The organism is Bradyrhizobium sp. CAR08, from assembly GCF_052871955.1.
On record NZ_JBIXJX010000010.1, the window covers coordinates 36123 to 57783 of the forward strand.

At 64.0% G+C, this 21661-nt stretch carries 22 protein-coding genes; 15 read left to right on the plus strand and 7 right to left on the minus strand.

Annotation, left to right across the window (positions count from 1 at the left end):
* Nucleotides 1-179 precede the first annotated feature (179 nt).
* The 5 genes from ACIPUD_RS21410 (at nt 180) to ACIPUD_RS21430 (ending at nt 5137) form a co-directional block, all read left to right on the plus strand.
* On the plus strand, nt 180-929 hold the full coding sequence (locus ACIPUD_RS21410) for an ABC transporter ATP-binding protein (protein WP_085383890.1): 750 nt from the start codon (nt 180-182) through the stop codon (nt 927-929).
* The gene (locus tag ACIPUD_RS21415) at nt 926-2452 is read left to right on the plus strand and encodes a permease (protein WP_446481500.1); all 1527 of its coding nucleotides are present in this window, start codon (nt 926-928) and stop codon (nt 2450-2452) included. The genes ACIPUD_RS21410 and ACIPUD_RS21415 overlap by 4 nt, the downstream gene beginning before the upstream one ends.
* A 122-nt stretch (nt 2453-2574) precedes the next feature.
* Nucleotides 2575-3387 (plus strand): MBL fold metallo-hydrolase, encoded by an 813-nt coding sequence (locus tag ACIPUD_RS21420; protein WP_085358033.1) that lies wholly within the window; start codon nt 2575-2577, stop codon nt 3385-3387.
* Between the two features lie 62 nt (nt 3388-3449).
* Complete coding sequence (locus ACIPUD_RS21425) at nt 3450-3971, plus strand: hypothetical protein (RefSeq protein ID WP_446481501.1); 522 nt, start codon at nt 3450-3452, stop codon at nt 3969-3971.
* 116 nt (nt 3972-4087) lie between these two features.
* Nucleotides 4088-5137, plus strand: a complete 1050-nt coding sequence (locus ACIPUD_RS21430) for an amidohydrolase family protein (protein ID WP_446481502.1) — start codon at nt 4088-4090, stop codon at nt 5135-5137.
* Between the two features lie 96 nt (nt 5138-5233).
* On the opposite strand, the gene ACIPUD_RS21435 is transcribed toward ACIPUD_RS21430, so the two are convergent.
* The gene (locus ACIPUD_RS21435) at nt 5234-5689 is read right to left on the minus strand and encodes a cupin domain-containing protein (protein WP_018458179.1); all 456 of its coding nucleotides are present in this window, start codon (nt 5687-5689) and stop codon (nt 5234-5236) included.
* Between the two features lie 234 nt (nt 5690-5923).
* Between ACIPUD_RS21435 and ACIPUD_RS21440 the strand changes: the two genes are divergently transcribed.
* Nucleotides 5924-6316 carry a hypothetical protein gene (locus ACIPUD_RS21440; protein WP_446481503.1) on the plus strand — a complete coding sequence of 131 codons (393 nt, stop codon included), beginning with the start codon at nt 5924-5926 and terminating at the stop codon, nt 6314-6316.
* Here ACIPUD_RS21440 and ACIPUD_RS21445 read toward each other — a convergent pair whose 3' ends face one another.
* The gene (locus ACIPUD_RS21445; RefSeq protein ID WP_446481504.1) at nt 6317-7573 is read right to left on the minus strand and encodes an aminopeptidase; all 1257 of its coding nucleotides are present in this window, start codon (nt 7571-7573) and stop codon (nt 6317-6319) included.
* A gap of 113 nt (nt 7574-7686) precedes the next feature.
* Nucleotides 7687-9048: a 3-carboxy-cis,cis-muconate cycloisomerase gene (pcaB, locus tag ACIPUD_RS21450; protein WP_446481505.1), complete on the minus strand. Its 1362-nt coding sequence runs from the start codon at nt 9046-9048 to the stop codon at nt 7687-7689.
* Nucleotides 9049-9479: 431 nt separating this feature from the next.
* Between pcaB and ACIPUD_RS21455 the strand changes: the two genes are divergently transcribed.
* On the plus strand, nt 9480-11039 hold the full coding sequence (locus tag ACIPUD_RS21455; protein ID WP_018458174.1) for a winged helix-turn-helix domain-containing tetratricopeptide repeat protein: 1560 nt from the start codon (nt 9480-9482) through the stop codon (nt 11037-11039).
* Between the two features lie 43 nt (nt 11040-11082).
* Here the strand turns inward: ACIPUD_RS21455 and ACIPUD_RS21460 are convergent, their stop codons facing one another.
* Together ACIPUD_RS21460 and mddA are read right to left on the minus strand one after the other, a co-directional pair.
* Complete coding sequence (locus ACIPUD_RS21460) at nt 11083-11505, minus strand: GFA family protein (RefSeq protein ID WP_026233518.1); 423 nt, start codon at nt 11503-11505, stop codon at nt 11083-11085.
* A gap of 229 nt (nt 11506-11734) precedes the next feature.
* Nucleotides 11735-12520: a methanethiol S-methyltransferase gene (gene mddA, locus ACIPUD_RS21465; RefSeq protein WP_018458172.1), complete on the minus strand. Its 786-nt coding sequence runs from the start codon at nt 12518-12520 to the stop codon at nt 11735-11737.
* A gap of 134 nt (nt 12521-12654) precedes the next feature.
* On the opposite strand from mddA, the gene ACIPUD_RS21470 reads away from it, so the two are divergent.
* From ACIPUD_RS21470 to ACIPUD_RS21490, 5 genes are all read left to right on the plus strand, one after another.
* Nucleotides 12655-14205 (plus strand): winged helix-turn-helix domain-containing tetratricopeptide repeat protein, encoded by a 1551-nt coding sequence (locus ACIPUD_RS21470; RefSeq protein ID WP_026233517.1) that lies wholly within the window; start codon nt 12655-12657, stop codon nt 14203-14205.
* Between the two features lie 265 nt (nt 14206-14470).
* On the plus strand, nt 14471-16021 hold the full coding sequence (locus ACIPUD_RS21475) for an ABC transporter substrate-binding protein (protein ID WP_026233516.1): 1551 nt from the start codon (nt 14471-14473) through the stop codon (nt 16019-16021).
* 91 nt (nt 16022-16112) lie between these two features.
* Nucleotides 16113-17084 (plus strand): ABC transporter permease, encoded by a 972-nt coding sequence (locus ACIPUD_RS21480; RefSeq protein WP_446481506.1) that lies wholly within the window; start codon nt 16113-16115, stop codon nt 17082-17084.
* The gene (locus tag ACIPUD_RS21485) at nt 17081-17920 is read left to right on the plus strand and encodes an ABC transporter permease (protein WP_018458168.1); all 840 of its coding nucleotides are present in this window, start codon (nt 17081-17083) and stop codon (nt 17918-17920) included. Before ACIPUD_RS21480 ends, ACIPUD_RS21485 begins: the two co-directional genes overlap by 4 nt.
* A 2-nt stretch (nt 17921-17922) precedes the next feature.
* On the plus strand, nt 17923-19539 hold the full coding sequence (locus ACIPUD_RS21490) for an ABC transporter ATP-binding protein (protein WP_204513214.1): 1617 nt from the start codon (nt 17923-17925) through the stop codon (nt 19537-19539).
* Nucleotides 19540-19557: 18 nt separating this feature from the next.
* Here ACIPUD_RS21490 and ACIPUD_RS21495 read toward each other — a convergent pair whose 3' ends face one another.
* Complete coding sequence (locus ACIPUD_RS21495) at nt 19558-19827, minus strand: hypothetical protein (RefSeq protein ID WP_083926507.1); 270 nt, start codon at nt 19825-19827, stop codon at nt 19558-19560.
* A 346-nt stretch (nt 19828-20173) separates the two neighbouring features.
* On the opposite strand from ACIPUD_RS21495, the gene ACIPUD_RS21500 reads away from it, so the two are divergent.
* On the plus strand, nt 20174-20338 hold the full coding sequence (locus ACIPUD_RS21500; RefSeq protein WP_446481507.1) for a hypothetical protein: 165 nt from the start codon (nt 20174-20176) through the stop codon (nt 20336-20338).
* On the plus strand, nt 20335-20544 hold the full coding sequence (locus ACIPUD_RS21505) for a hypothetical protein (RefSeq protein WP_007605116.1): 210 nt from the start codon (nt 20335-20337) through the stop codon (nt 20542-20544). Before ACIPUD_RS21500 ends, ACIPUD_RS21505 begins: the two co-directional genes overlap by 4 nt.
* Nucleotides 20545-20679: 135 nt before the next feature.
* Here the strand turns inward: ACIPUD_RS21505 and ACIPUD_RS21510 are convergent, their stop codons facing one another.
* Nucleotides 20680-20970, minus strand: a complete 291-nt coding sequence (locus ACIPUD_RS21510; RefSeq protein WP_018458165.1) for a hypothetical protein — start codon at nt 20968-20970, stop codon at nt 20680-20682.
* Between the two features lie 210 nt (nt 20971-21180).
* Between ACIPUD_RS21510 and ACIPUD_RS21515 the strand changes: the two genes are divergently transcribed.
* A complete protein-coding gene (locus ACIPUD_RS21515) occupies nt 21181-21501 on the plus strand; it encodes a hypothetical protein (RefSeq protein WP_007599476.1) in 321 nt (106 codons plus the stop codon).
* Nucleotides 21502-21661 lie beyond the last annotated feature (160 nt).

Below are 21661 nucleotides of genomic sequence, written 5' to 3' on the forward strand. Positions count from 1 at the left end.
CTGCGTTCGCGCCATTCGTCCCTTCACCAATTCAGCCTGAACCGCCAAGCGCTGTCAACAAACGGTGACTTGCCATTAGTCCAATCCGGATGACGGAATTTGCGGCAGCGCGATTCACGGTGCCGAAACATCTTCGGGGCATGGTCGCGAGCGATGCAAAACCGCAAGGTGTGGCCGTGATGAAGCGGGACGACTCGGCGCTCGAAGTCATGGGGTTAACGAAGTGTTTTGACCGTCTGGCGGTCGATAACCTCGATCTCACCATCCATGCCGGCGAATTCTATGCGCTGGTCGGCCCCAACGGCGCCGGCAAGACGACCACTTTGCGCATGGTTGCAGGCCTTTTGCGGCCCGATGCCGGCTCGGTCTCCATCTTCGGCATCGATGCGCTCCAAAACCCCGTCGCCGCCAAGCAGGTGATGGCGTGGGTCTCCGACGAGCCCATGATCTATGACAAGCTCACGCCGCTCGAATATCTCGAGTTCGTAGCCGGTCTGTGGGGCATCGCACCATCGGCCTCGGAACCGGTCGCCACGGAGCTCCTGAACTCGCTCGGGCTCGAGCTGCACCGGCACGAACGCTGCGAGGGCTTTTCCAAGGGCATGCGCCAGAAGGTCGCCCTCGCCGGCGCCCTGGTGCACGATCCCCGCCTCATCATCCTCGACGAGCCGCTGACGGGACTGGACGCCGTCTCCGCCCGCCATGTCAAGGGACTCCTGAGCGAGCGCGTCCGCGCCGGCTGCACCGTCATCATGACCACGCATATCCTCGAGGTCGCCGAACGCATGGCCGACCGCATCGGCGTGATCGCAGCCGGCCGCCTGGTTGCCGAGGGCACGCTGACTGAGCTCCGGCAGCAAAACGGGCACGCCGATACCAGCCTGGAAGATCTCTTCATCGCGCTGGTGACCCTCCAGGAAGCCGCATGAGCTCGGCCACCGCGCTGTCCTGGTTCGCCCGCCACGAGCTCCGGCTCGCCTGGCGCGAATGGCTTGCCATGATGACCGGCGGGCGGCGCAATCGAACGCGTGCCGCGGTGATCGGCCTGCTGTTCTTCGCGGCGCTGCTGCACGTCCCGGCCTGGGCGGTGATCGGCCGCTTCGCCGACCTGCAATTGCCGCTCGACAAATCCTCGCTGATCGTGATTTCGGCGACAATTTTTCTCGCCTGGACGCTGATGCTGTCACAGGCGATCGAATCGGTGACGCGGGTGTTCTACGCACGCGCCGATCTCGACCTCATCATGTCCTCACCCGCGACGCTGGCCAATCTGTTCTCGGTGCGCATCGCCGCGATCGCGCTCGCCATCACGGTGATGGCGCTGCTGTTCTCGACACCCTTCATCGACGTGCTGGTGTTCGGGGGCGGCGCGCGCTGGCTTGCAGCGTTCGGCGTCGTCGTCGCGATGGGCCTGTCGGCCGCAGCGATCGCGATCGCCGTCACCATCCTGCTGTTCCGCCTGATCGGTCCGGCGCGGACACGGTTCGTCGCCCAGATCCTCGCCGCCATCATCGGCGCCGGCTTCGTGATCGCGCTCCAGGTGGCGGCGATCATGTCCTACGGCACGCTGTCGCGCTTCACCATCCTGACCTCGGGTAGCTTGGCCGCTTACGCGCCCGATGCCGACAGCATCTGGTGGTGGCCGGCGCGGGCGGCGATGGGGGATGCCGAAGCGCTGCTGCTGCTCCTGGCGCTCGGCCTCGTGCTGCTCGGAGGCGTCATGGCGATCTTCTCGGGCCGCTTTGCGGACACGGCGATCGATGCCGCCGCCTATGGCGCGTCCGGCCGTCGCAGCGCGAAGGAGCGCCCGTTCCGCGGCGGATCGCGGCAGCATGCCCTACGGCGCAAGGAATTTTCGCTGCTCTGGCGCGATCCCTGGCTGATCTCGCAGACGCTGATGCAGCTGCTCTATCTGGTGCCGCCGGCATTGCTGCTCTGGCGCAACTTTGCCGACAGCTCCGCGGCGCTGACGCTGATCACGCCCGTCATCGTCATGGCGGCGGGACAACTCGCCGGCGGGCTTGCCTGGCTGACGCTCTCGGGCGAGGACGCGCCCGACCTGGTTGCGACCGCGCCATTGCCGCCGTCCAGCGTCATCCGCGCCAAGATAGAGGTGGTGCTGATCGCGATCGGCGTCATCTTCTGCCCGCTGATCGCGGCGCTCGCTTTCGCCTCGGCGTTCCAGGCCGCGGTCAGCGCCGGTGCGGTCATCGTCAGTGCGGCCTCCGCCACCGCAATCCAGCTCTGGTTCCGGGTGCAAGCCCGGCGCAGCCAATTCCGCCGCCGCCAGACCTCGTCGCGGCTTGCGACCTTTGCCGAGGCGTTTTCCTCGATCGGCTGGGCTGCCAGCGCCGCGCTGGTGCTCACGCTGCCCATCGTCGGCTTCGTCAGCAGCCTGATCACCGCGAGCCTCGTCGCCCTCACCTGGAAGTTCAGCCCGCGGCGGGAGTAGTAAAGGCGCGAATCATAGGGCGGGCGTGACGGTGCGACACTGACGCGCTATTGATCGCGCACTGTTGGCCACGCGCTGCATTGCAAGCTAGACTTTCCCCTGAAGTCATCGGGGATGGATTCATGCGGCGACTGGTTTCGGCGGCTCTGGCGCTGTTCGGCGCATTCCTCTCACCTGCCACCGCCCAGCAGTCGCAGCGCAGCGAATGCTTGGCGATGGCGAATGCTGCGCCGCGCCTCATGTCGGTCGCGTTCAGGCAGGCGGCGGCTGCGCCCGAGGTCGAGATCACCTATGCCGGCCATTCCACCTATTTCATCGACACGCCCGGCGGCTTACGCATCGCCACCGACTATAGCGGGGCCTACCAGGTGGGCCGGCTGCCCGATGTCGTCACCATGAACCGGGCCCACAGCACGCACTACTCTTTATATCCCGACAAGCGCATTCCTCGTGTGCTGCATGGCTGGGGCGAGGACGGCAAGCCGGCCATCGTGTCGGAGCGCATCGGCGACACCTTCATCCGCAACGTCACGACCGACATCCGTCGCTATTTCGGCGACGATGCCGGCGCCGATATGATCCGTGACGGCAACTCCATCTTCATCTTCGAGGTGGCGGGCCTCTGCATCGGCCATCTCGGCCATCTTCACCACAAGCTCGATGACAGCCACTTCGCCCAGATCGGGCGGCTCGACATCGTGATGGTGCCGATCGACGGCACCTACACCATGTCGCTCGACGGCGTCTCCGAGATCACCAAGCGGCTGCGCGCCTCGGTGGTGCTGCCGATGCACCGCTTCGCCACCCCGCTCGACGATTTCATGCAACGCATCGGCCAGCAGTTCGAGATCGACCGGCGCATGGAACGAAGTTTCCGGATGTCCCGAGATGCGTTGCCGTCGAAGCCGACGGTGATCATCCTCGACGGGGTGTGACGCAATTTTCTCCAAGTCGGCTGCCGGCCCGTCGTGCTGATCTCCCGCAAAGGGAGATCGACATGACCGACTTTGCGAGATTATTGCACGCGGACGGACCGAGCCCCCAGCACGCGGCGGCACTCCAGCTTTATGGCCGCTTCGTCGGCGATTGGGACGCCGAGATCACCGCCCATGGACCCGATGGAACGAAACACACCGCGCCCGGCGAAATCCATTTCGGCTGGGTGCTGGAGGGCCGCGCCGTGCAAGACGTCTGGATCATTCCGCGCCCGGCCGGCATCCCGGCCTTGCCGATCGCCGGCAATTGGTACGGCACGACGCTGCGGGTCTACGATCCGACCATCGATGCCTGGCGGATTTCATGGTTCGATCCCGGCCGCTGCATATTCCGCCAGCAGATCGGCCGTCCACGCGATGCCGACATCGTGCAGGAAGGCACGACCGAAGCTGGCGACCTGACGCGCTGGAGTTTTACGGAAGTCACCGAGGATTTCTTCCACTGGCTCGGCGAGGTCAAGCCGGCCACCGCAACCGATTGGCGGCTGGTGGTCGATGTGAGGGCGAAGCGGCGCAAGGGTTGACGCCGGCGCCGCTGTACCGCGATGACGGGCGCGATTGCGCAACGCGCGTTGGTGCATGCGAGGACGAGGTGCTAGGCTCCCAAAACAAGAAGCATACATCAAGGGAGCGCACGCCGATGGCTGCAAGCGGTTTGCCCGCCAACACGAGCGGTCTATTCGTCGAGCCGCGCGAGGACTGGCTCGCGCTGCATCAGGAGGAGATCATCGATCCCTCACGGCCGATCGTCGATCCCCATCACCATCTCTGGAATCGCGGGCACCGCTATCTGATCGAGGAGATGGCGGCAGATATCGCCTCCGGCCACAACGTCATCGCCACCGTCTATGTCGATTGCCGCTCGATGTATCGCGCGCACGGGCCGGAGGCGTTCCGGCCGGTGGGCGAAGTCGAGTTCGCCAATGGCGTCGCCGCGATGAGCGCCAGTGGCGGTTACGGCAAGACCGCGATTTGCGCCGGCATCGTCAGCCACGTCAATCTGCTGCTCGGCGATGCCGCACAACCCGTGTTGGAGGCCGAGATCGCGGCGGGCAACGGTCGCTTCCGCGGCATCCGGCATTCCTCGGCCTGGGACCAGGATCCTGCTGTCGCCGGCATGTATGCGAGCCGGCCGCAGGGATTGCTGCAGGACCCGACCTTCCGCAAGGGCTTTGCCTGCCTCGCGCCGCTCAACCTGAGCTTCGACGCCTGGCTGTTCCATCCGCAAATCGGCGAGCTGACCGAGCTCGCCCGCGCATTTCCCGACACCAGGATCGTGCTCGACCATTGCGGCGGCCCGGCCGGAATCGGCCGCTTTGCCGGGCGACGCGAGGAGGTGTTTCCGCAATGGCGCGCCTCGATCCGGGAGATCGCCAAATGCGAGAACGTGGTGGTGAAGCTCGGCGGGCTCGCGATGTGCCTGCTCGGCTACGACTTCCATTTGCGCGCGAGTCCGCCATCATCCAAGGAGCTTGCCGCGGCGTGGCGGCCTTACATCGAAACCTGCATCGAGGCGTTTGGACCCGAGCGCGCGATGTTCGAGAGCAACTTCCCGCCGGACAAGGGCCAGTGCAGCTACCAGGTGATCTTCAACACGTTCAAGCGTATCGCGGCGCCCCTGAGCGAGACCGAGAAGACGGCGTTGTTCTCGCAGACCGCGAGCAATTTCTACCGGCTCGATTTGCCTTAAAGGGATTGGCGCCATGACGAGAACAGGGGCCGGGATGTTGATCCCGGCCCCTGTTCCGTCGTGACCGCTGGGAAGCGTCCTTGAACTGTTTGAACTCTAATTTGCGCCCATCAGCGAGGCCGGACGGCGCTCGCCGGTGGCGACGAAGATCTTCTTGAGCTTGTTGACGACGCGGATCAGGAAGCCGATCATCACGGGATTGGTCTTGCGGCAGAAGGCGATCTTCTTGACGTGACCTTCGACATGCCATTTGGCATGCGCGCCGTCGCGGAAGAAGATGACGTCGCCTGGGCCGTAGCGCTTCGGCGGCATGCCGTCGCTTTCGAGCACGATCGATCCTTCCATGATCATGATCGTCTCGTCGATATCGTAGTACCAGTTGAAGCGCCCTTCGGTGCAGGCCCAGATGATGGTCGAAGCGGTGCCGTCGGCGCTGGTGGACAGGATGTGCGAGCGCGACACCGGATTGCCTTCGATAATCCAGGACGGCTCGATCGGCCGCAGCTCGAGATCTACATTGCAATGACTGATTTCAATCAATGTGCGCGACATCTGTTTCCTCGGGGGATAAAATATGACCTGCCCGGATCTCGGCCCGGATTGTTCAAAGATGGCGGGAACGCTAGTAGCCGATTTTTAATTCTTTCTTACGGAGGGCCCGACAATCAGCCGCAAGTTGCAGACGCGAAACGGTTAACGTCGCAATTTCCCTGCAATTTCGCGCACATGAACCCTTCTTTTCCGGGGTGCGACAAAGTGCGCGAAGCGTCTGAAGGAGCCCTGCCAATGCCCCTCACCCCGGAGGTTCTCAAAGCTCACGGCGAGGTCGTCGCCTGGCTCGGCAGCCTCGATGTCTCCTTCGCAACCGAAGAGGAGCCCTGGTTCACCGTTGGCGGCATCGAAAGCCCTCGGCAGATCGGCGGTGACCTCCATGAGATGCGGCGGGCGGCGGATGCGCTCGAGGCGACACTCGACGACGAGGACGACGTCAACGAGGCCCCCGAGCAAATCCGCAGGGGCCTCGACCTGCCCGAGGCGAATGATCCGGTCGGTGCGCTCTACGATGCGGTGGCGGCCTCCGACGCCGTCGTGCGGGCCACCGACGGCAGCCCGTTCACGACGCTGTTCAACCGCTTCAGCATCGACACCAGCCCGATGCTGCGCAACCCGGCGGCGTAGTTACTTCGCCCATTCGCCCTTGCGAAACACCGGCACTTTGCTGCCGTCGGCGAGAATGCCGTCGATGTCGGTCTCGGCCGAGCCGATCATCCAGTCGATATGGATCAGGCTCTGGTTGCCGCCTTGCGCGGCGATCTGCTGCGGCGTGAGCTGCGCGCCGTTGACGAAGCACTTCGAGTAGCACTGGCCAAGCGCGATGTGCGAGGCCGCGTTCTCGTCGAACAGCGTGTTGTAGAACAACAGTCCGCTCTGCGAGATCGGCGAGGAATGCGGCACCAGGGCCACCTCGCCGAGACGGCGCGCGCCCTCGTCGGTATCGAGCACCTTGTTCAGTACCTCCTCGCCGCGCGAAGCCTTCGCGTCGACGATCCTGCCGTCCTCGAACCGCACCGCGATCTTGTCGATCAGCGTGCCCTGGTAGGACAGCGGCTTCGAGCTCACGACATGGCCGTAGACGCGCCGGCAATGCGGCGTGGTGAAGACCTCTTCGGTCGGGATATTGGCGTTGCAGCTGATGCCGTTCTTGGAGAGCGAAGCGCCGCCTTCCCATTCATGGCCGTCGGCGAGCCCGATGGTGAGGTCAGTGCCCGGTCCCGAGTACTGGAGCGCGCGGAAACGCTGGCCGTTGAGCCAGTTGGTGCGCTCGCGCAGCACCGCATTGTGGCTCGCCCAATTGGCCGGCGCGTCGTCGCGATCGACGCGGGACGCCGCGAAGATCGCGTCCGCGAGCTTGCCGATCGCGACCTCTTCAGGATCGTTCGGAAAGACTTGCTTTGCCCAGGATGGGCTTGGATACGCAATGATGTTCCAGTTGGTATCGAAATTGACGATCTTTTCCAGCGCCGGCTGATAGGCCATGGAATTGGCCTTGCTGGCGCGCGCGACCTTGGAAGCATCTTCGCCCGACAGCAGCATCGGATTGTCGCCGACGATGGCGAGACGGGCGGTGTTGTTGGAGAACGCCTTGGCCATGCCCTCGTAGAGCCAGTTGGCGGCGCGATCGAAGCTGTCGTCGTGGCCGTGGCGGTAGCGCGCCAGCGTCATCTCTTCGTCGGAGAGAATGGGCGTCACGATGCCGGCGCCGGCCTTGTAGGCATGCATGGCAATCCGCCGCACCAGCGGCAACGCGATCGCAGGTGCCGTCAAGAGCAGATCCTGGCCCGGCCGCAAGCCCAGGCCCACCTTCACCGCCACCTCGGCCAGCCGGTCGAGCTTCACGGGATCGATGGGAGTGGAGGTGTTGCGTTGATCAGTCATGCCGGGTCCTCTGCCGAACGTCTCTTGCTCAATTTAAGTCTAGCATCGCGAGACACAAGTGCGCGAGTGCCTTGCGACACCCCAAAGATACGCAGTTTCGCGCATTTTGGTTTTCAACGCGTTGCCGATTTCAGCACCCGGTCGACCATGGCGGGAGCAAGGCCGAGGTAATTTTTCGGTGATGTCAGCGCCTCGATCGTGGCACGGTCGATTCTGACAGAGACGCGGGCGTCGGAAGACAGCGCGTCCGCCAGCGTAAGACCTTTCTCATTGGCGAGCCGGCAGGCATCATAGACCACGTCATGGGCCTCCTGCCGTCCGATCTGCGGCGCGAGCCCCATCATGACAGCTTCGGCCACGATCAGACCGCGGCTGACGGCGAGATTCTCGTTCATCTTGCTTTCGTCCACGATGAGGCCGGTGAGCGCGAATTTCGCCTGGTGCAACGCGCCGGCGGTCAGCACGAAGCTCTCGGGGATCGCCATCCATTCGGCGTGCCAGGGCCCGGTGGCGCGCTCGAAATCCTGCACCATGGCATCCAGCATGAGGCCGGCATGCTGGCGCACCGCCTTGGACGCCGCGAGCATCAGTTCCGAGGAGATCGGGTTGCGCTTCTGCGGCATGGTCGAGGAAGCGCCGCGTCCCTTGACAAAGGGCTCATAGACCTCGGCGAATTCGGTCGAGGCCATGATCATGATGTCGAGCGCGATCTTGCCGAGCGAGCCGGTGACCAGCGCCAGGAAATTCACGGCCTCGGCAAAACCGTCGCGTGCGACGTGCCAGGTCGAAGCGGGGACGCCGAGCCTCAGTTCGGCGCAGAGCGCTTCCTGCACCTCGAACCCCTTGTCGCCGAGCGAGGCCAGCGTGCCGGCGGCGCCGGCGAACTGACCGACCAGGACGCGCGGCTTCAACTCACTGATCCGCTCGGCGTGGCGGTCGAACATCGCGAGCCAGATCGCGGTCTTGTAGCCGAAGGTGACCGGCAGCGCCTGCTGGAGATGGGTGCGGCCCGCCATCGGCGTGTCGCGGTAGCGCCTCGATAGATCGGCGAGGATCTTGCGCAAGCCCGCGATGTCCCGTTCGACGATCTCAAGCCCTGCGCGCAGTTGCAACACCACGGCGGTGTCCATGATGTCCTGCGTGGTCGCACCCCAATGCACGTAGCGGCCGGCATCGCCGCATTGCTTCACCATCTGATGCACCAGCGGCAGGATCGGATAGCCGACGACATCGGTCTCCTGCCGCAACAGATCGAAATCCAGCGCGGCAGCATCGGTCCGCGCCGCGATCTGATCGGCCGCCTCCTGCGGGATCACCCCGCACTTCGCTTCCGCCTTCGCCAGTGCCACCTCGACCTCGGCATAGCGCGCGACCGTCGCGATATCGGAAAACACCTCCCGCATCTGCGGCGTGCCGAAGGCATCGCGGAACAGCATGGAATCCAGCACGGTGGTCGAGGCATGAAAAGCGGGCATGGGCGTTTCTTCGTGGTTGGTGTTTTGTGTGAGGGCAGCTTTACGCACACGGAACTGTTCGGCAATGGACATTCACTATTCGTCACACATTCGATGCCGTCGCGAAGGCCAGGACAACGTGGGCAGCTGCCGCACGCCATTGCCTCAACACCGTCATTGCGAGGAGCCCTTGCGACGAAGCAATCCACGCTGTCTCCGCGGCGACAGGCTGGATTGCTTCGCTGCGCTCGCAACGACGTGAGGAAATCGCGACAATCCGGCCGAAACGGCTTTATTCTAATCCAGATTGCATTCCTCCCCGTAAACTGCATGCCTGCCATCACGCGATCGTGGTGAACCGGGCAGGCCCCTCGGCGGACTCACAGACATCAGCCGAAATCCGTTTTGCTTTCATTATTGCCCGATGTTGCCTTGAGATCTGAGTTTTCGACGTGCAGTTTCTGTTCCGGGATCACCTGCTCGATACCGACTTGCGCGAGCTGAGCCGCGAGCAGGTTCCCGTTGCCGTGGAGCCACAGGTCTTCGATCTCGTCGTCCACCTCATGGAGAACCGCGATCGGGTGGTCAGCAAGGACGAGCTGATCGACAAGATCTGGCACGGGCGCAGCGTCTCCGAATCCACGCTGACCAGCCGGATCAATGCGGCACGCAAGGCGGTCGGAGACAGCGGCGCGAGCCAGGCGCTGATCCGCACCATCTCACGCAAAGGTTTTCGTTTCGTCGGCGACGTCGAAACCAAGCGTGGGGCAACCGCGCCGGAATCCGATTTCGAAGCGAAGCTTCTACGGGCCCCGCTGCCGCTACCGGACCGCCCCGCGATCGCGGTGCTGCCCTTCACCAACATGAGCGGCGACCGCGAGCAGGATTATTTCTCGGACGGAATCAGCGAGGACATCATCACCGCGCTGTCGAAGCTGCGCTGGTTCTTCGTCATCGCGCGCAACTCCTCCTTCGTCTACAAGGGCCGCGCGGTGCACATGAACGAGGTCGCGCGCGAGCTCGGCGTGCGCTACGTGCTCGAAGGCAGCGTGCGGCGGAGCGGCGATCGCGTGCGTATCTCCGCGCAGCTCAACGACGTCTCGACCGGCAGCCATCTCTGGGCCGAACGCTACGACCGCGAGCTTGCCGACATCTTCGCGGTGCAGGACGAGATCACCGAGGCGATCGTCGCCGCGATCGAGCCGCAGCTCTATACCGCCGAGAGTTTTCGCGCCCAGCAGAAGCCGCCGGGAAGCCTGGATGCCTGGGACCTTGTGATGCGCGCATTGTCGCATTACTGGCGCATCACCCGCGAGGACAATGCCGCCGCGCAAGGACTGCTCGAAGAGGCCGTCGCGCTCGATCCCGCCTATGGCAAGGCACTCGGCCTGCTCGCAACCAGCCACATCTTCGGCGCGCATATGGGCTGGTCCGACATGGCCCCGACCGTGCCGGTCGCCGAGCGCGCCGCGCTCGCGGCGGTGGAGGCCGATCGCGAAGATGCCTGGGCTCATCATGGTCTGGCGTATGCTTATCTATTCCGCCGCCGCTTCGACGACGCGCTGGCGGAGTTCGAACTGGCGCTGAACCTCAATCCGAACTTTGCGATGGCGCACGCCTTCTATGGCGTGACGCTGTGCTACGCGGGACGATGGCAGAACGGCGATGTCGCGGCGCGCCGCGCGCTGCGGCTGAGCCCGCGCGACCCGCTCGCAGCAATCTATTGCGGCGTCGCGGCCTATGCCCGGTTCATCGGCCGCGATTACGAAGGCGCCGCACAGATGGCGCGCGAGTCGATGCGGCAGCGCGCCGATTTCGTCGGCGCGCATCGCGTGCTGACGGCCGCCGCCGGTATGTCAGGGGATTCCGCGCGCGCGGCTTCCGCCTTGGAAGGCTTGCGCCGCGCCCAGCCCGGCATCTCGCTGGCCTGGATCACACGCGAGCTGCCGATGCTGCGGGACGAGGATCGCGAGCATTATCTCGAGGGATTGCGGCGCGCGGGGATGAGGTAGCTAATTTCTCGTCTCCCGCTTGCGGGAGAGGAGAAGGGCGCCGCTACTCCTGCATCATCTCGCCGCTGCCGCCGAATTCGGCCGGGAAATCCTTGAGCTTGGGCAGTCCGTCGCGCATTGGCAGCACCGTCTCGGCGTAATTGACGTGGACGCCTGGTGCAAACGCGAGGGTGGGGATGGTGGCAGTGAAGACGTCGATCAGGCCGAGCGGCGGATGGTTGGTCATGAGATGACCGCCGCACTTCTTGCAATATTTGCGCTGGCTGAGCGGCGTCTTCGCAAAGGTCTCGACATTCTCTGCACCTTCGCTGATGCGCACGGCTTCGGGCTTCCACAGGCTGAAGGCGTTCACCGGACCGCCCGACCACGAGCGGCACGAGCTGCAATGGCAATAGCCCATCGCCTCCGGTGCACCTGTGACCTCGATCGTGACTGCGCCACAGAAGCAGTTTCCAACATGTTTCATTAGGTCGTCTCCGTTGATGATGGTTTAGATTCCTCCCCCCGCTCCTGTTTGCCGAGAACTCGGCAAAAACGAATGCGGGGTCGCGACGAGCTTTGCTCGCACTGATAGCGTCGGGGTGAGGGGGATTCACCCCGAGAAACGTTGAAGGTTGCGTCCGGCACGATCCGTTACGCGCCTCGGCGCCGCCGCGCATCCTCCTTTCGGCGGACGCGACGGAACGACGCGCAAGCTATACCGACTTGCGCCAGGGAATAAGCATCGACACCCGTTGTTTGTACTGCCGGTACTCGTCGCCGAAGAGATCGACGAGGTCGTGCTCCTCCAGCGCAATGCCGACGAAGATGTAGGCCGTGGTCACGGCGGCGAACAGCAGATGGCCCGCGGTCATGACCGGCGCCGCCCAGAACGCGATGATGAAGCCGAGATAGATCGGATGACGGACAAACTTGTAGAGCAGCGGCGTCTTGAATCGCGGCGGCGACGCCTCCTTGCCGACGAGATGATTGGTCACCTGATGCAAGCCGAACAGCTCGAAGTGATTGATGATGAAGGTCGAGGTGAACACCAGGACCCAGCCCGCCAGCGACAGCGTGACGATCGTCACAGCGATATCCGGATTCGCGACGTCCCATATGACCGTGGGCAGCGGACGCCACTGCCAGAACAGGAGGAGCAATGACAGGCTCGCAAACAGCACATAGGTGCTGCGCTCGACCGGCTTGGGGACGTACTGCGTCCACCAGGCCTTGAATTGCCGGCGCGCCATTACGCTGTGCTGGACCGCAAACAGGGCCATCAGGAGCAGATTGATGATGATGGCCTCGGCCACGGGCGTGTCGGTCCCGGTATCGATGGTCTTCGGCACCACCAGCCCCATGACGAAACCGATGGCGTAGAGAATGGTGATGAAAAACACGAGATACGCCGCAATTCCGTACAGAAAGGCGATGAACTTGAAAATGCGTGAGCCCGCAACCGGGCCGATAGGATGAACCTGATGATCAATTTGGGTCATAAACAGCTCCGTTGTGCCAAAACGCCGGCACTTCATTGGTCGCTGCACCATGCCGCACCGGAGGTCCCAAGACTTTCGCGGACGGTTGATTTTCGCCTGAGACGACTTTGATTTTTGCTTGAGACGACAAAAACGTGCGATTTTGCTTTGAAAACAACGTGCTCGACGGCGACCTGCGGGAACTCACTTGCAGCGGAGCCGCTGTGCCGTTGCAGCCGCAGGTGTTCGATCTCCTGCTCTATCTGGTGGCGCAGCGCACGCGTGTGGTCAGCAAGGATGACCTGATCAGCCAGATCTGGAGCGATCGGATCATCTCGGATTCCGCCCTGAACAGCCGGATCAACGCCGCCCGCAAGGCGCTCGGCGACGATGGCGCAAGCCAGCGGCTGATCAAGACCATTCCGCGCAAGGGTTTTCGTTTCGTCGGCGAAGTCCGGGAAGAAGTGGCAGCCACGACTGCGCCCGCGCAGCCCGTCGCTGCCCTGCCGCGCGTCCTGACGGACCGTCCGGCGGTCGCGGTGCTCGCTTTCGAGAACATGAGCGGCGATCCCGCACAGGACTATTTCGGCGACGGCATCAGCGAGGACATCCTCACCGCGCTGTCGAAGCAGCGCTGGTTCATGGTGATCGCCCGCAACTCGTCCTTTACCTACAAGGGACGCGCGGTCCACATCCGGCAGATTGCCGAGGAACTGGGCGTCCGCTACGTCGTCGAAGGCAGCGTGCGCAAGTCGGACAACCGGGTGCGCATCACCGCGCAGCTCAACGACGCCACGACGGGCAGCCATCTCTGGGCCGAGCGCTACGACCGCGAGCTGGTCGACGTGTTCGCCGTGCAGGACGAGATCACGAATGCGATCGCTGCGGCGATCGAGCCGCAGATCCATGCGGCGGAAAGTTTTCGCGCCCATCGCAAGCCCCCCGCGAGCCTGGATGCCTGGGATCTCCTGATGCGGGCGCTGTCGCATTACTGGCGCGTGACGCGGCGGGATCACGAGACCGCACGGGCGCTGCTGGAACGCGCGGTGGGGATCGACCCGAACTACGGCCAGGCGCTGTCGGTGCTCGCGGCGAACCACATGTTCGGCGTGCATCTCGGCTGGGCCGAGCTTGCCATGGTGGCGCCAGCGGCGGAAGCCGCCGCGCTCGCCGCGGTGCGCTGCGACCATGAGGATGCCTGGGCGCACGCCGCGCTCGGCAGCGTCTACTTCTCGACGCGAAGACTTGCCGACGCACTGTCCGAGTTCGAGCAGGCGCTCGCACTCAATCCGAACTTCTCGCTGGCGCAGGGCTATTACGCACTGGCGCTGTCCTATGCCGGGCGGCCGAAGGATTCATTCGAGGCAGCGCAGAGGGCAATGCGGCTGTCGCCGCGCGATCCATCCCTGGCGATCTATCACGGCATCGCCGGCTATGCCCGCTTCACCGAGCGGCGCTATGCCGAGGCCATCGCGCTCGCGCGCGAGGCAATCCGTCATCGCGGCGACCTTACCGGCGCCTACCGCGTGCTCGCGGTTTCTGCCGGCATGACCGGAGACGGCGTGCTTGGGGAGATGGCGCTGGGCGAGCTCCGCCGCACCCAGCCCAACATCTCGCTGCACTGGATTTCGACGCAATTGCCATGGGCCAATGAGGCCGACCGCGAGCACTATCTGGAAGGATTCCGGCGGGCGGGCTTGCGCTAGACGATCCTCACGCCGGGTCCGCGTCGCGCTTGCGGCGCAGATGGACGGATCGCGCGGCGCTGCGGCGCCGGATTGGCTGCCAAACGCCATAACAGGACGCGCTGTACATTTTTTGTGCGAACACTGTCGAGACTTTCATCTTGCGGCGCCGAACGAGACTGTGTGAGCCTCGATCCCGGATGGGGACTGGGATGGGCCGGCCATAGCTTTGCGCGCCATGACGTGCGAAGCGTTTGCGGCTGGTCTCGCTTGAGAAAGATACGACATGTCAAAACGAGTGTTGCTTGGTGTCCTCCTGGCTTGCGGTCTCGCGGCCCCGGCGCTGGCGCAAGACCCGAAAGCGGGTGGAGCGATCAATGCCGTGATTCAGCCCGAGCCGCCCGGCCTGATGCTGGCGATGGTCCAGAACGGCCCGGTGCAGATGGTGTCGGGCAACATTTTCGAAGGCCTGCTTCGCTACAGCCCCAAGCTCGAACCGCAGGCCGAGCTCGCCGAGAGCTGGAGTGTCAGCGAGGACGCAAAAACCTACACATTCAAGCTCAGGAAGGGCGTGACCTGGCATGACGGCAAGCCCTTCACCGCCGCCGACGTGCTGTTCTCGCTCGAGATGCTGAAACAGACCCACGCGCGTGCCCGCAACAATCTGGCGCAGGTCGACAAGGTCGAGGCTCCCGACGACTACACGGTGGTGTTCACGCTGAAGCAGCCGTTCGGCCCGTTCCTGGGCATCTTCGAGGTCGGCTCAATGCCGATGGTACCCAAGCATCTTTATGAAGGCACCGACTGGAAGACCAATCCCTACAATAACGCCCCTGTCGGCACCGGCCCCTTCATGTTCAAGGAATGGCAGAAGGGCTCTTTCATCCGCCTGGTCAAGAACCCGAACTATTACGAGAAGGGCAAGCCCTATCTCGACGAGATCTACTGGCAGATCATTCCCGATGCCGCGGCGCGCTCGGTGGCGTATGAGACCGGCAAGGTCGACGTGCTGCCCGGCGGCTCGGTCGAGAATTTCGACGTGCCCCGGCTCTCCAAGCTGAAGGACACCTGCGTCACCGGCGCCGGCTGGGAGTTCTTCTCGCCGCTGGCCTGGCTGTGGCTCAACAACCGGCAGGGTCCGCTCGCCGACAAGCGGGTGCGGCAGGCGGTCATGTTTGCGATCGACCGCGAGTTCGCCAAGGACGTGATCTGGAACGGGCTCGGCAAGGTCGCAACCGGCCCGTCGGCCTCGACCATCAAATACTACACCGACGACGTGCCGAAGTACCCTTACGATCCCGCCAAGGCCAAGGCGCTGCTGAAGGAAGCCGGCTACAAGGGCGAGAAGATCCGCCTTCTGCCGCTCGCCTATGGCGAGACCTGGCAGCGCTGGGGTGAAGCCGTGAAGCAGAACCTCCAGGACGTCGGCATGAACATCGAGACCATCGCCACCGACGTCGCCGGCGGCAACCAGAAGATCGGCGACTGGGACTACGACATCGCCTTCACCTACCTCTACCAGTACGGCGACCCCGCGCTCGGCGTCGGCCGCAATTACGTCTCCAGCGCGATTGCCAAGGGCCAGGTGTTCAACAACGTCGAGGGTTACTCCAACGCTGAGATCGACAAGCTGTTCGCCGAGGGCGCGGTGGCAACGCCGGACTCCAAGCGCAAGGAGATCTACGAGAAGGCGCAGAAGATCCTGGTCGAGGACGTGCCGGTGGCCTGGATGCTCGAGCTGCAATTCCCGACCATCATGCGCTGCAAGGTCAAGAACCTGATCACCACCGGGATCGGAGTCAACGACGGCTTCAAGGATGCATGGCTCGACAAGTGAGGGCTACCTCCGTCACCTCTCCCCGCTTGCGGGGAGAGGTGGGCGCTCCGTCTCTGTCGCTCCAGGTCACACCACCGATATGATCCTCTAGATGCTCTCCTTTGTCGCTCAGCGTGTCGCGAAGGGCGTGATCGTCCTGCTTGCGATCGTCGTCCTCAATTTCTTCCTGATCCGGCTCGCGCCCGGCGATCCCGCCGTCGTGATGGCGGGCGAGGCCGGCGCCAGCGACCAGATCTTCGTCCAGCAGCTCAGGGAGAAGTTCGGCCTGGACAAGCCGCTGCCCGAGCAGCTCTTCATCTACGTCAAGGGCATCCTGACCCTCGACCTCGGCTTCTCCTTCCGCCAGCAGGCGCCGGTCGCGAAGCTGATCGGCGAGCGGCTGCCGGCGACATTGCTGCTGACGCTGACGGCCTTCGCGATCTCGCTCGTGCTCGGCATTCTCTTCGGCACCTTCGCCGCGCGCTTTGCCGGAACCTTTCTCGACACCGCGATCACCGTCTTTGCGCTGATCTTTTACGCCATGCCGATCTTCTGGGTGGCGCTCATGAGCATCCTGCTGTTCTCGGTCACCATGGATTGGCTGCCGAGCTTCGGCTACGAGACGGTCGGCGCCAACCTTTCCGGCCCTGCCCATGTGGTCGACGTCGCAAGGCACCTGATTATGCCGGCGATGACGCTCGGCCTGTTTTTTATGGCGACGTATACGCGCATGACGCGAGCCTCGATGCTCGAAGTGAAGCGTCTCGACTTCGTCAAGACCGCGCGCGCCAAAGGCCTGTCCGACGCCGTGATCCAGCGTCGCCACGTCCTGCGCAACGCGCTACTGCCCGTCGTGACGCTCGCCGGAGTCCACTCCGGCACCCTGATCGGCGGCGCCGTCATCACCGAGACCGTGTTCGCCTGGCCCGGCATCGGACGCCTGATGTACGACGCCCTGCTCCAGCGCGACTACAATCTGCTGCTCGGGGTCTTCGTGATCTGCTCCGCCATTGTCCTGATCTTCAACCTCATCACCGACCTGGTCTATCGCCTGGTCGACCCGCGCATCGAATTCTCCACATGAAACAGTTCTGGAAATCGATGTTGAGGAGCCCGAGCGGCGTCATCGGGCTCATCATCCTGCTCCTTGCGATCTCAGTCGCCTTGTTCGGTCCGATGCTGTTCCCGAACTCGCCCTGGCGCATGGTGCAGCGGCCGTTCCTGCCGCCGTTCACGCTCGCGACCGTGCCGCTCGGCACCGATGCACTCGGCCGCGACGTGTTCGCCGGCATGATCTTCGGCGCACGCGTCTCGCTGCTCGTCGGCATGGTCTCCACCCTGGTTGCGCTGGTCGTCGGCGTTCCGATCGGCGCCATGGCCGGCTATTTCGGCGGCAGGGTCGACGACGCCCTGATGCGTTTCACCGAGTTCTTCCAAACCATTCCGAGCTTTGCGCTCGCGATCGTCCTGGTCGCGATCCTGCAGCCCTCGATCTATTCGATCGTCGCCTCGATCGCGCTGGTAAGCTGGCCGCCGGTCGCGCGCCTCGTCCGCGGCGAGGTGCTGTCGTTGCGCACGCGGGAGTACGTCCAGGCCGCGGTGGTCACGGGCCAGAGCAACACCTGGATCATCCTGCGCGAAATCCTGCCGAACACGCTGTCGCCGGTGATCGTGCTGGCTTCGCTGATGGTGGCGACCGCGATCCTGCTGGAATCCTCGCTGGCGTTCCTCGGCCTCGGCGATCCCAATCTGATCTCCTGGGGCTACATGGTCGGTGCCGGCCGCACCGTGATCCGCCAGGCCTGGTGGATCACCGTGTTTCCCGGCGTCGCGATCCTGATCTCGGTGCTCGGGCTCAATTTGATCGGCGAAGGCCTCAACGACGCGCTCAATCCGCGGCTGTCGCGGGAGGGCCGCTGATCATGACCGCACCGCCCGCCGTCTCCGTCAAGAATCTGCGGATCGCATTGCCCAAGGGCGCCGAGCGTCCCTTCGCGGTCGACGGCATCTCGCTCGATTTGCGGCCCGGCAAGATCGTTTGCGTGGTCGGCGAATCCGGCTCCGGCAAGTCGATGTGCGCGCATGCGCTGATGGGCCTGTTGCCGGACACGGTCACCGTCACCTCCGGCGAGATCCAGTTCGAAGGACGCGACCTGCTCAAACTCGACGACGAATGCTGGCGCGATCTGCGCGGCCGCCGGCTTGCGATGATCTTTCAGGAACCGATGACCGCGCTCAATCCGTTGATGCGGATCGGCGACCAGATGGCGGAGATGTTCGAGGCGCACGGGCTGCTCACGCCGAGGGAGCGGCGCGCAAAGGCGCTATCGCTGGCGCGCGAAGTCGGCCTCCCCGACCCCGAGCGCATCGTGCGCGCCTATCCGCACCAGCTCTCCGGCGGCCAGCGCCAGCGCGCCATGATCGCGATGGCGCTCGCGCTCGAACCGGCGGTGCTGGTCGCGGACGAGCCGACCACCGCGCTCGACGTCACCACGCAAGCGCAGATCCTGAAACTGATCCGCAACCTCCAGCGCAATCGCAACATGGCGGTGATGTTCATCACCCATGATTTCGGCGTGGTCGCCGACATCGCCGACCAAGTCGTGGTGTTGCGCCATGGCAAGGTGGTCGAGGAAGGCCCCGCCTCGGCGGTCTTCAACGCGCCGCAACACGACTACACCAAGGCGCTGCTCGCCGCCGTGCCCTCGATGGACCCACCCGCCCGCAGCCCCCTGGACGACCAGGCCAAGGCGGTCGAGGTGATCGGACTGGACAAGACCTACGTCACCTCGGGCGGCTGGTTTCGCGAGGACCGCCGCGTCGATGCCGCGCGCGGGGTTAATTTCAACATCCTCAAAGGCGAGACGCTCGGCCTGGTCGGCGAATCCGGTTCTGGCAAATCGTCGGTGGCCCGCCTTGTGATGCGGCTGATCGAGGCCGACCGCGGCACCGTGCGGATCGGCGAGACCGATCTCACAAAGCTCGCGGGCAAGGCGCTACGCGCCGAGCGCCCTCGCATCCAGATGATCTTCCAGGATCCGTTCGCTTCGCTCAATCCGCGCCGCAAGGTCGGTCATATCATCGCCGACGGCCCGATCGCGGCCGGCACCGATCCGAAAGTGGCGTTCGACCGCGCCCGCGATCTCCTCAAGATGGTCGGGCTCGATGCCGGCGCGCTCGAACGCTATCCGCATGAATTCTCCGGCGGCCAGCGCCAGCGCATCGGCATTGCGCGCGCGCTCGCGCTCGAGCCCGAGATCATCGTCGCGGACGAGGCCGTCTCCGCGCTCGACGTCTCCGTGCAGGCGCAGGTCCTAAGGCTGCTCGAAGACCTCAAGGCCCGCCTCGGCCTCTCGATGCTGTTCATCACCCACGACCTGCGAGTCGCAGCGCAAATCTGTGACCGCATCGCCGTGATGCAGCGCGGCGTCATCGTCGAGCTGAAGCCGACCGCGCAGCTGTTCGCCGCGCCCGAGCATGCCTATACACGCGAATTGCTCGCAGCAGTCCCGGGGCAGAGAGAGCGCGCGCCGGCGTAAGTCAGCCGACCGCGGTTTCTACTTCGTTCGAGGATTCGTGTTGTTCCAGGTGGGGACTGAGTTTGTTACGCCGACGGAGGGCTGGTTGGACGTTCCGATCGACGGCGCCGTCACGGTCCCGACGGTCTGCCCGGAACTTCCGATGGTCCCTTGCTGCACCGGCGCTCCGGTGCGTCCGCTCGTGCTGCCTGGTGTACCCGTCCCCGATGTTTGTGCGTTTACAGCAAGTGGCGCGGCGGCCAATCCGAGAGCAATAAGTGCAGCAATGGTGCGTTTTGTTCTTGTCATGGCTGGTCCTTTCGGGCGCTGTCTCTCACTCGCAATGCCGTTCCTCGAGGCGCCCGTGCACTGAGTGATCTTACAACTCCACGCGCGAGAAAATGTGCCGCAGTGCCATCATCCCGTGGGCTCAACTCTTCATCACGATGTTACGAAGCGGTCCCCGCCGAACAGATGCGCCGTGAGATCGGTGCATCGCTGAAGGTACCCCGTTCCACCTCAGGAACGGAATAGTCACGGGCTTTTTATCCCTCGTGACCGCCCGCATGGCTGCAAAGCCGAAGCCGCCACCCCACATCCGCATGAAATGATTTCCATCATGTGATGGTGGATTGAAGATCTAATTGGAGCCGACATGGGCCAGATTATTCAGTTTGTCTCGAAATCCGAGCGCGAGCGCATTCGCCTCATCCAGGAAGCGCGCGCGATCTACGACAGCATCTTCCCGCCGACTGATCCGATGAGCGAGAGATCAGGCGGAGCCTCCGCACGTCGCAGCGACGGGGGCAACCTCGCGTGATCAAAATCATCGCCGTGCTCTGCAACCTCGCCTCTCCAGCGAACTGTCATGAGCAGACCGTCACCACATCCGACTTCGCCGACGTCTCGATGCAATCGTGCCTGATGGGCGCGCCGCAGCTCGCCGAATGGATGAACCAGCATCCGGCCGAGCGCCTCGCCGGCTGGCGCTGCGTGATCGGCCAACAGGCCGGGCGGGGAATTTAGGATCGGACGGGCTCTCCCTGAACGATCCGCAATGTCTGGTCCACCGCCATGATCATTGCTGGTCGCACTTTATCATCTTCTTTGGCCTTGCGACCGTCACAGGGTGACCGGCATTGGCTCGCCGGACAGGCGCGCCTACCTGACCGGCGGGTTGGTGTTGCTCCAGGTCGGGACTGCGTTGGTCACGCCGACCGACGGCCAGTTATACGTACCGACCGACGGCGCCGTGACCGTCCCGACCGACTGTCCGCTCGACCCGTAGGCTCTGGGCTGTGCTGCCAACGATCCGGCGCTCCCATAGCTCGGAGCCACCACGCCGGTGCTGTAAGCTCGGCTTGACCGGTGCTTCTTGGCCTCAGCCGCGATCGGCGCGGCAAGCAACCCGACGGTGACTAGGGCGGCAATGGCGGGTTTGATGCTTGTCATGGCTGATCCCTTCATTCGCTGCGGGCCCCTTGCCATCTGTTCATTCAGCCGCGGATTTCCATAGGCAGCCGTTCATAACTCCGTGCGCGGGCGGAGGCGCCGGGAGCGGTCGCACGACTAGCACGCCCGCCCGCTCGCGTGCCTCGCCTTCGGATGGACCCGAATCAGCGCTAGTGCATTCACCTCATCGACTTCGCGTATTGAGGCGATATGACCGGTCCCGAACTGAAGCAACTCCGCAACGATCTCTCGGACGTCCTCGAGCGCAAGCTCACCGCGGCCGACATGGCCCGGCTTTGCGGATTGCCCGAGAAGGGCGGCGCCGACACCATCCGGCGCTGGGAAGTGAGCGGCCCGACACCGTCGGCGACCAAGGTGCTGCGCGTGCTCGCGATGGCGAGCGAGCGCTATCCGATCCTGGAGAAGTTCGACGTCTTCGATCGTCATGACGTGCGCGAGGAAGACCGGCCCGCAAAGCGCGCTGCATTCCGCGAACAGATGCGCGATGAGGCGCGGCGCCGTCTTGGTTAACGAGATGCGCGCGCAAGTTACCCTGACAGCGTCGAGTTAAGCCTTCCTTCACCACTTCTTAAGCCGACATTAAGCACGAAAATCATTTACAGTCCAATAAGTTAGGTTGGCTGCCTCTGTGCCACGGATGTGACAGCATTTTCGTCAAAAGCGAGCTATC

What these genes read in the sequence shown, in the direction of transcription:
- mddA (WP_018458172.1), bottom strand. Translation starts at nt 12,520, where the DNA reads ATGACCCAAATTGATCATCAGGTTCATCCTATCGGCCCGGTTGCGGGC.
- ACIPUD_RS21490 (WP_204513214.1), top strand. Translation starts at nt 17,923, where the DNA reads ATGACCGCACCGCCCGCCGTCTCCGTCAAGAATCTGCGGATCGCATTG.
- ACIPUD_RS21415 (WP_446481500.1), top strand. Translation starts at nt 926, where the DNA reads ATGAGCTCGGCCACCGCGCTGTCCTGGTTCGCCCGCCACGAGCTCCGG.
- ACIPUD_RS21475 (WP_026233516.1), top strand. Translation starts at nt 14,471, where the DNA reads ATGTCAAAACGAGTGTTGCTTGGTGTCCTCCTGGCTTGCGGTCTCGCG.
- pcaB (WP_446481505.1), bottom strand. Translation starts at nt 9,048, where the DNA reads ATGCCCGCTTTTCATGCCTCGACCACCGTGCTGGATTCCATGCTGTTC.
- ACIPUD_RS21495 (WP_083926507.1), bottom strand. Translation starts at nt 19,827, where the DNA reads ATGACAAGAACAAAACGCACCATTGCTGCACTTATTGCTCTCGGATTG.
- ACIPUD_RS21510 (WP_018458165.1), bottom strand. Translation starts at nt 20,970, where the DNA reads ATGACAAGCATCAAACCCGCCATTGCCGCCCTAGTCACCGTCGGGTTG.
- ACIPUD_RS21460 (WP_026233518.1), bottom strand. Translation starts at nt 11,505, where the DNA reads ATGAAACATGTTGGAAACTGCTTCTGTGGCGCAGTCACGATCGAGGTC.
- ACIPUD_RS21480 (WP_446481506.1), top strand. Translation starts at nt 16,113, where the DNA reads ATGCTCTCCTTTGTCGCTCAGCGTGTCGCGAAGGGCGTGATCGTCCTG.
- ACIPUD_RS21430 (WP_446481502.1), top strand. Translation starts at nt 4,088, where the DNA reads ATGGCTGCAAGCGGTTTGCCCGCCAACACGAGCGGTCTATTCGTCGAG.
- ACIPUD_RS21440 (WP_446481503.1), top strand. Translation starts at nt 5,924, where the DNA reads ATGCCCCTCACCCCGGAGGTTCTCAAAGCTCACGGCGAGGTCGTCGCC.
- ACIPUD_RS21515 (WP_007599476.1), top strand. Translation starts at nt 21,181, where the DNA reads ATGACCGGTCCCGAACTGAAGCAACTCCGCAACGATCTCTCGGACGTC.
- ACIPUD_RS21500 (WP_446481507.1), top strand. Translation starts at nt 20,174, where the DNA reads ATGGGCCAGATTATTCAGTTTGTCTCGAAATCCGAGCGCGAGCGCATT.
- ACIPUD_RS21435 (WP_018458179.1), bottom strand. Translation starts at nt 5,689, where the DNA reads ATGTCGCGCACATTGATTGAAATCAGTCATTGCAATGTAGATCTCGAG.
- ACIPUD_RS21445 (WP_446481504.1), bottom strand. Translation starts at nt 7,573, where the DNA reads ATGACTGATCAACGCAACACCTCCACTCCCATCGATCCCGTGAAGCTC.
- ACIPUD_RS21420 (WP_085358033.1), top strand. Translation starts at nt 2,575, where the DNA reads ATGCGGCGACTGGTTTCGGCGGCTCTGGCGCTGTTCGGCGCATTCCTC.
- ACIPUD_RS21425 (WP_446481501.1), top strand. Translation starts at nt 3,450, where the DNA reads ATGACCGACTTTGCGAGATTATTGCACGCGGACGGACCGAGCCCCCAG.
- ACIPUD_RS21410 (WP_085383890.1), top strand. Translation starts at nt 180, where the DNA reads ATGAAGCGGGACGACTCGGCGCTCGAAGTCATGGGGTTAACGAAGTGT.
- ACIPUD_RS21485 (WP_018458168.1), top strand. Translation starts at nt 17,081, where the DNA reads ATGAAACAGTTCTGGAAATCGATGTTGAGGAGCCCGAGCGGCGTCATC.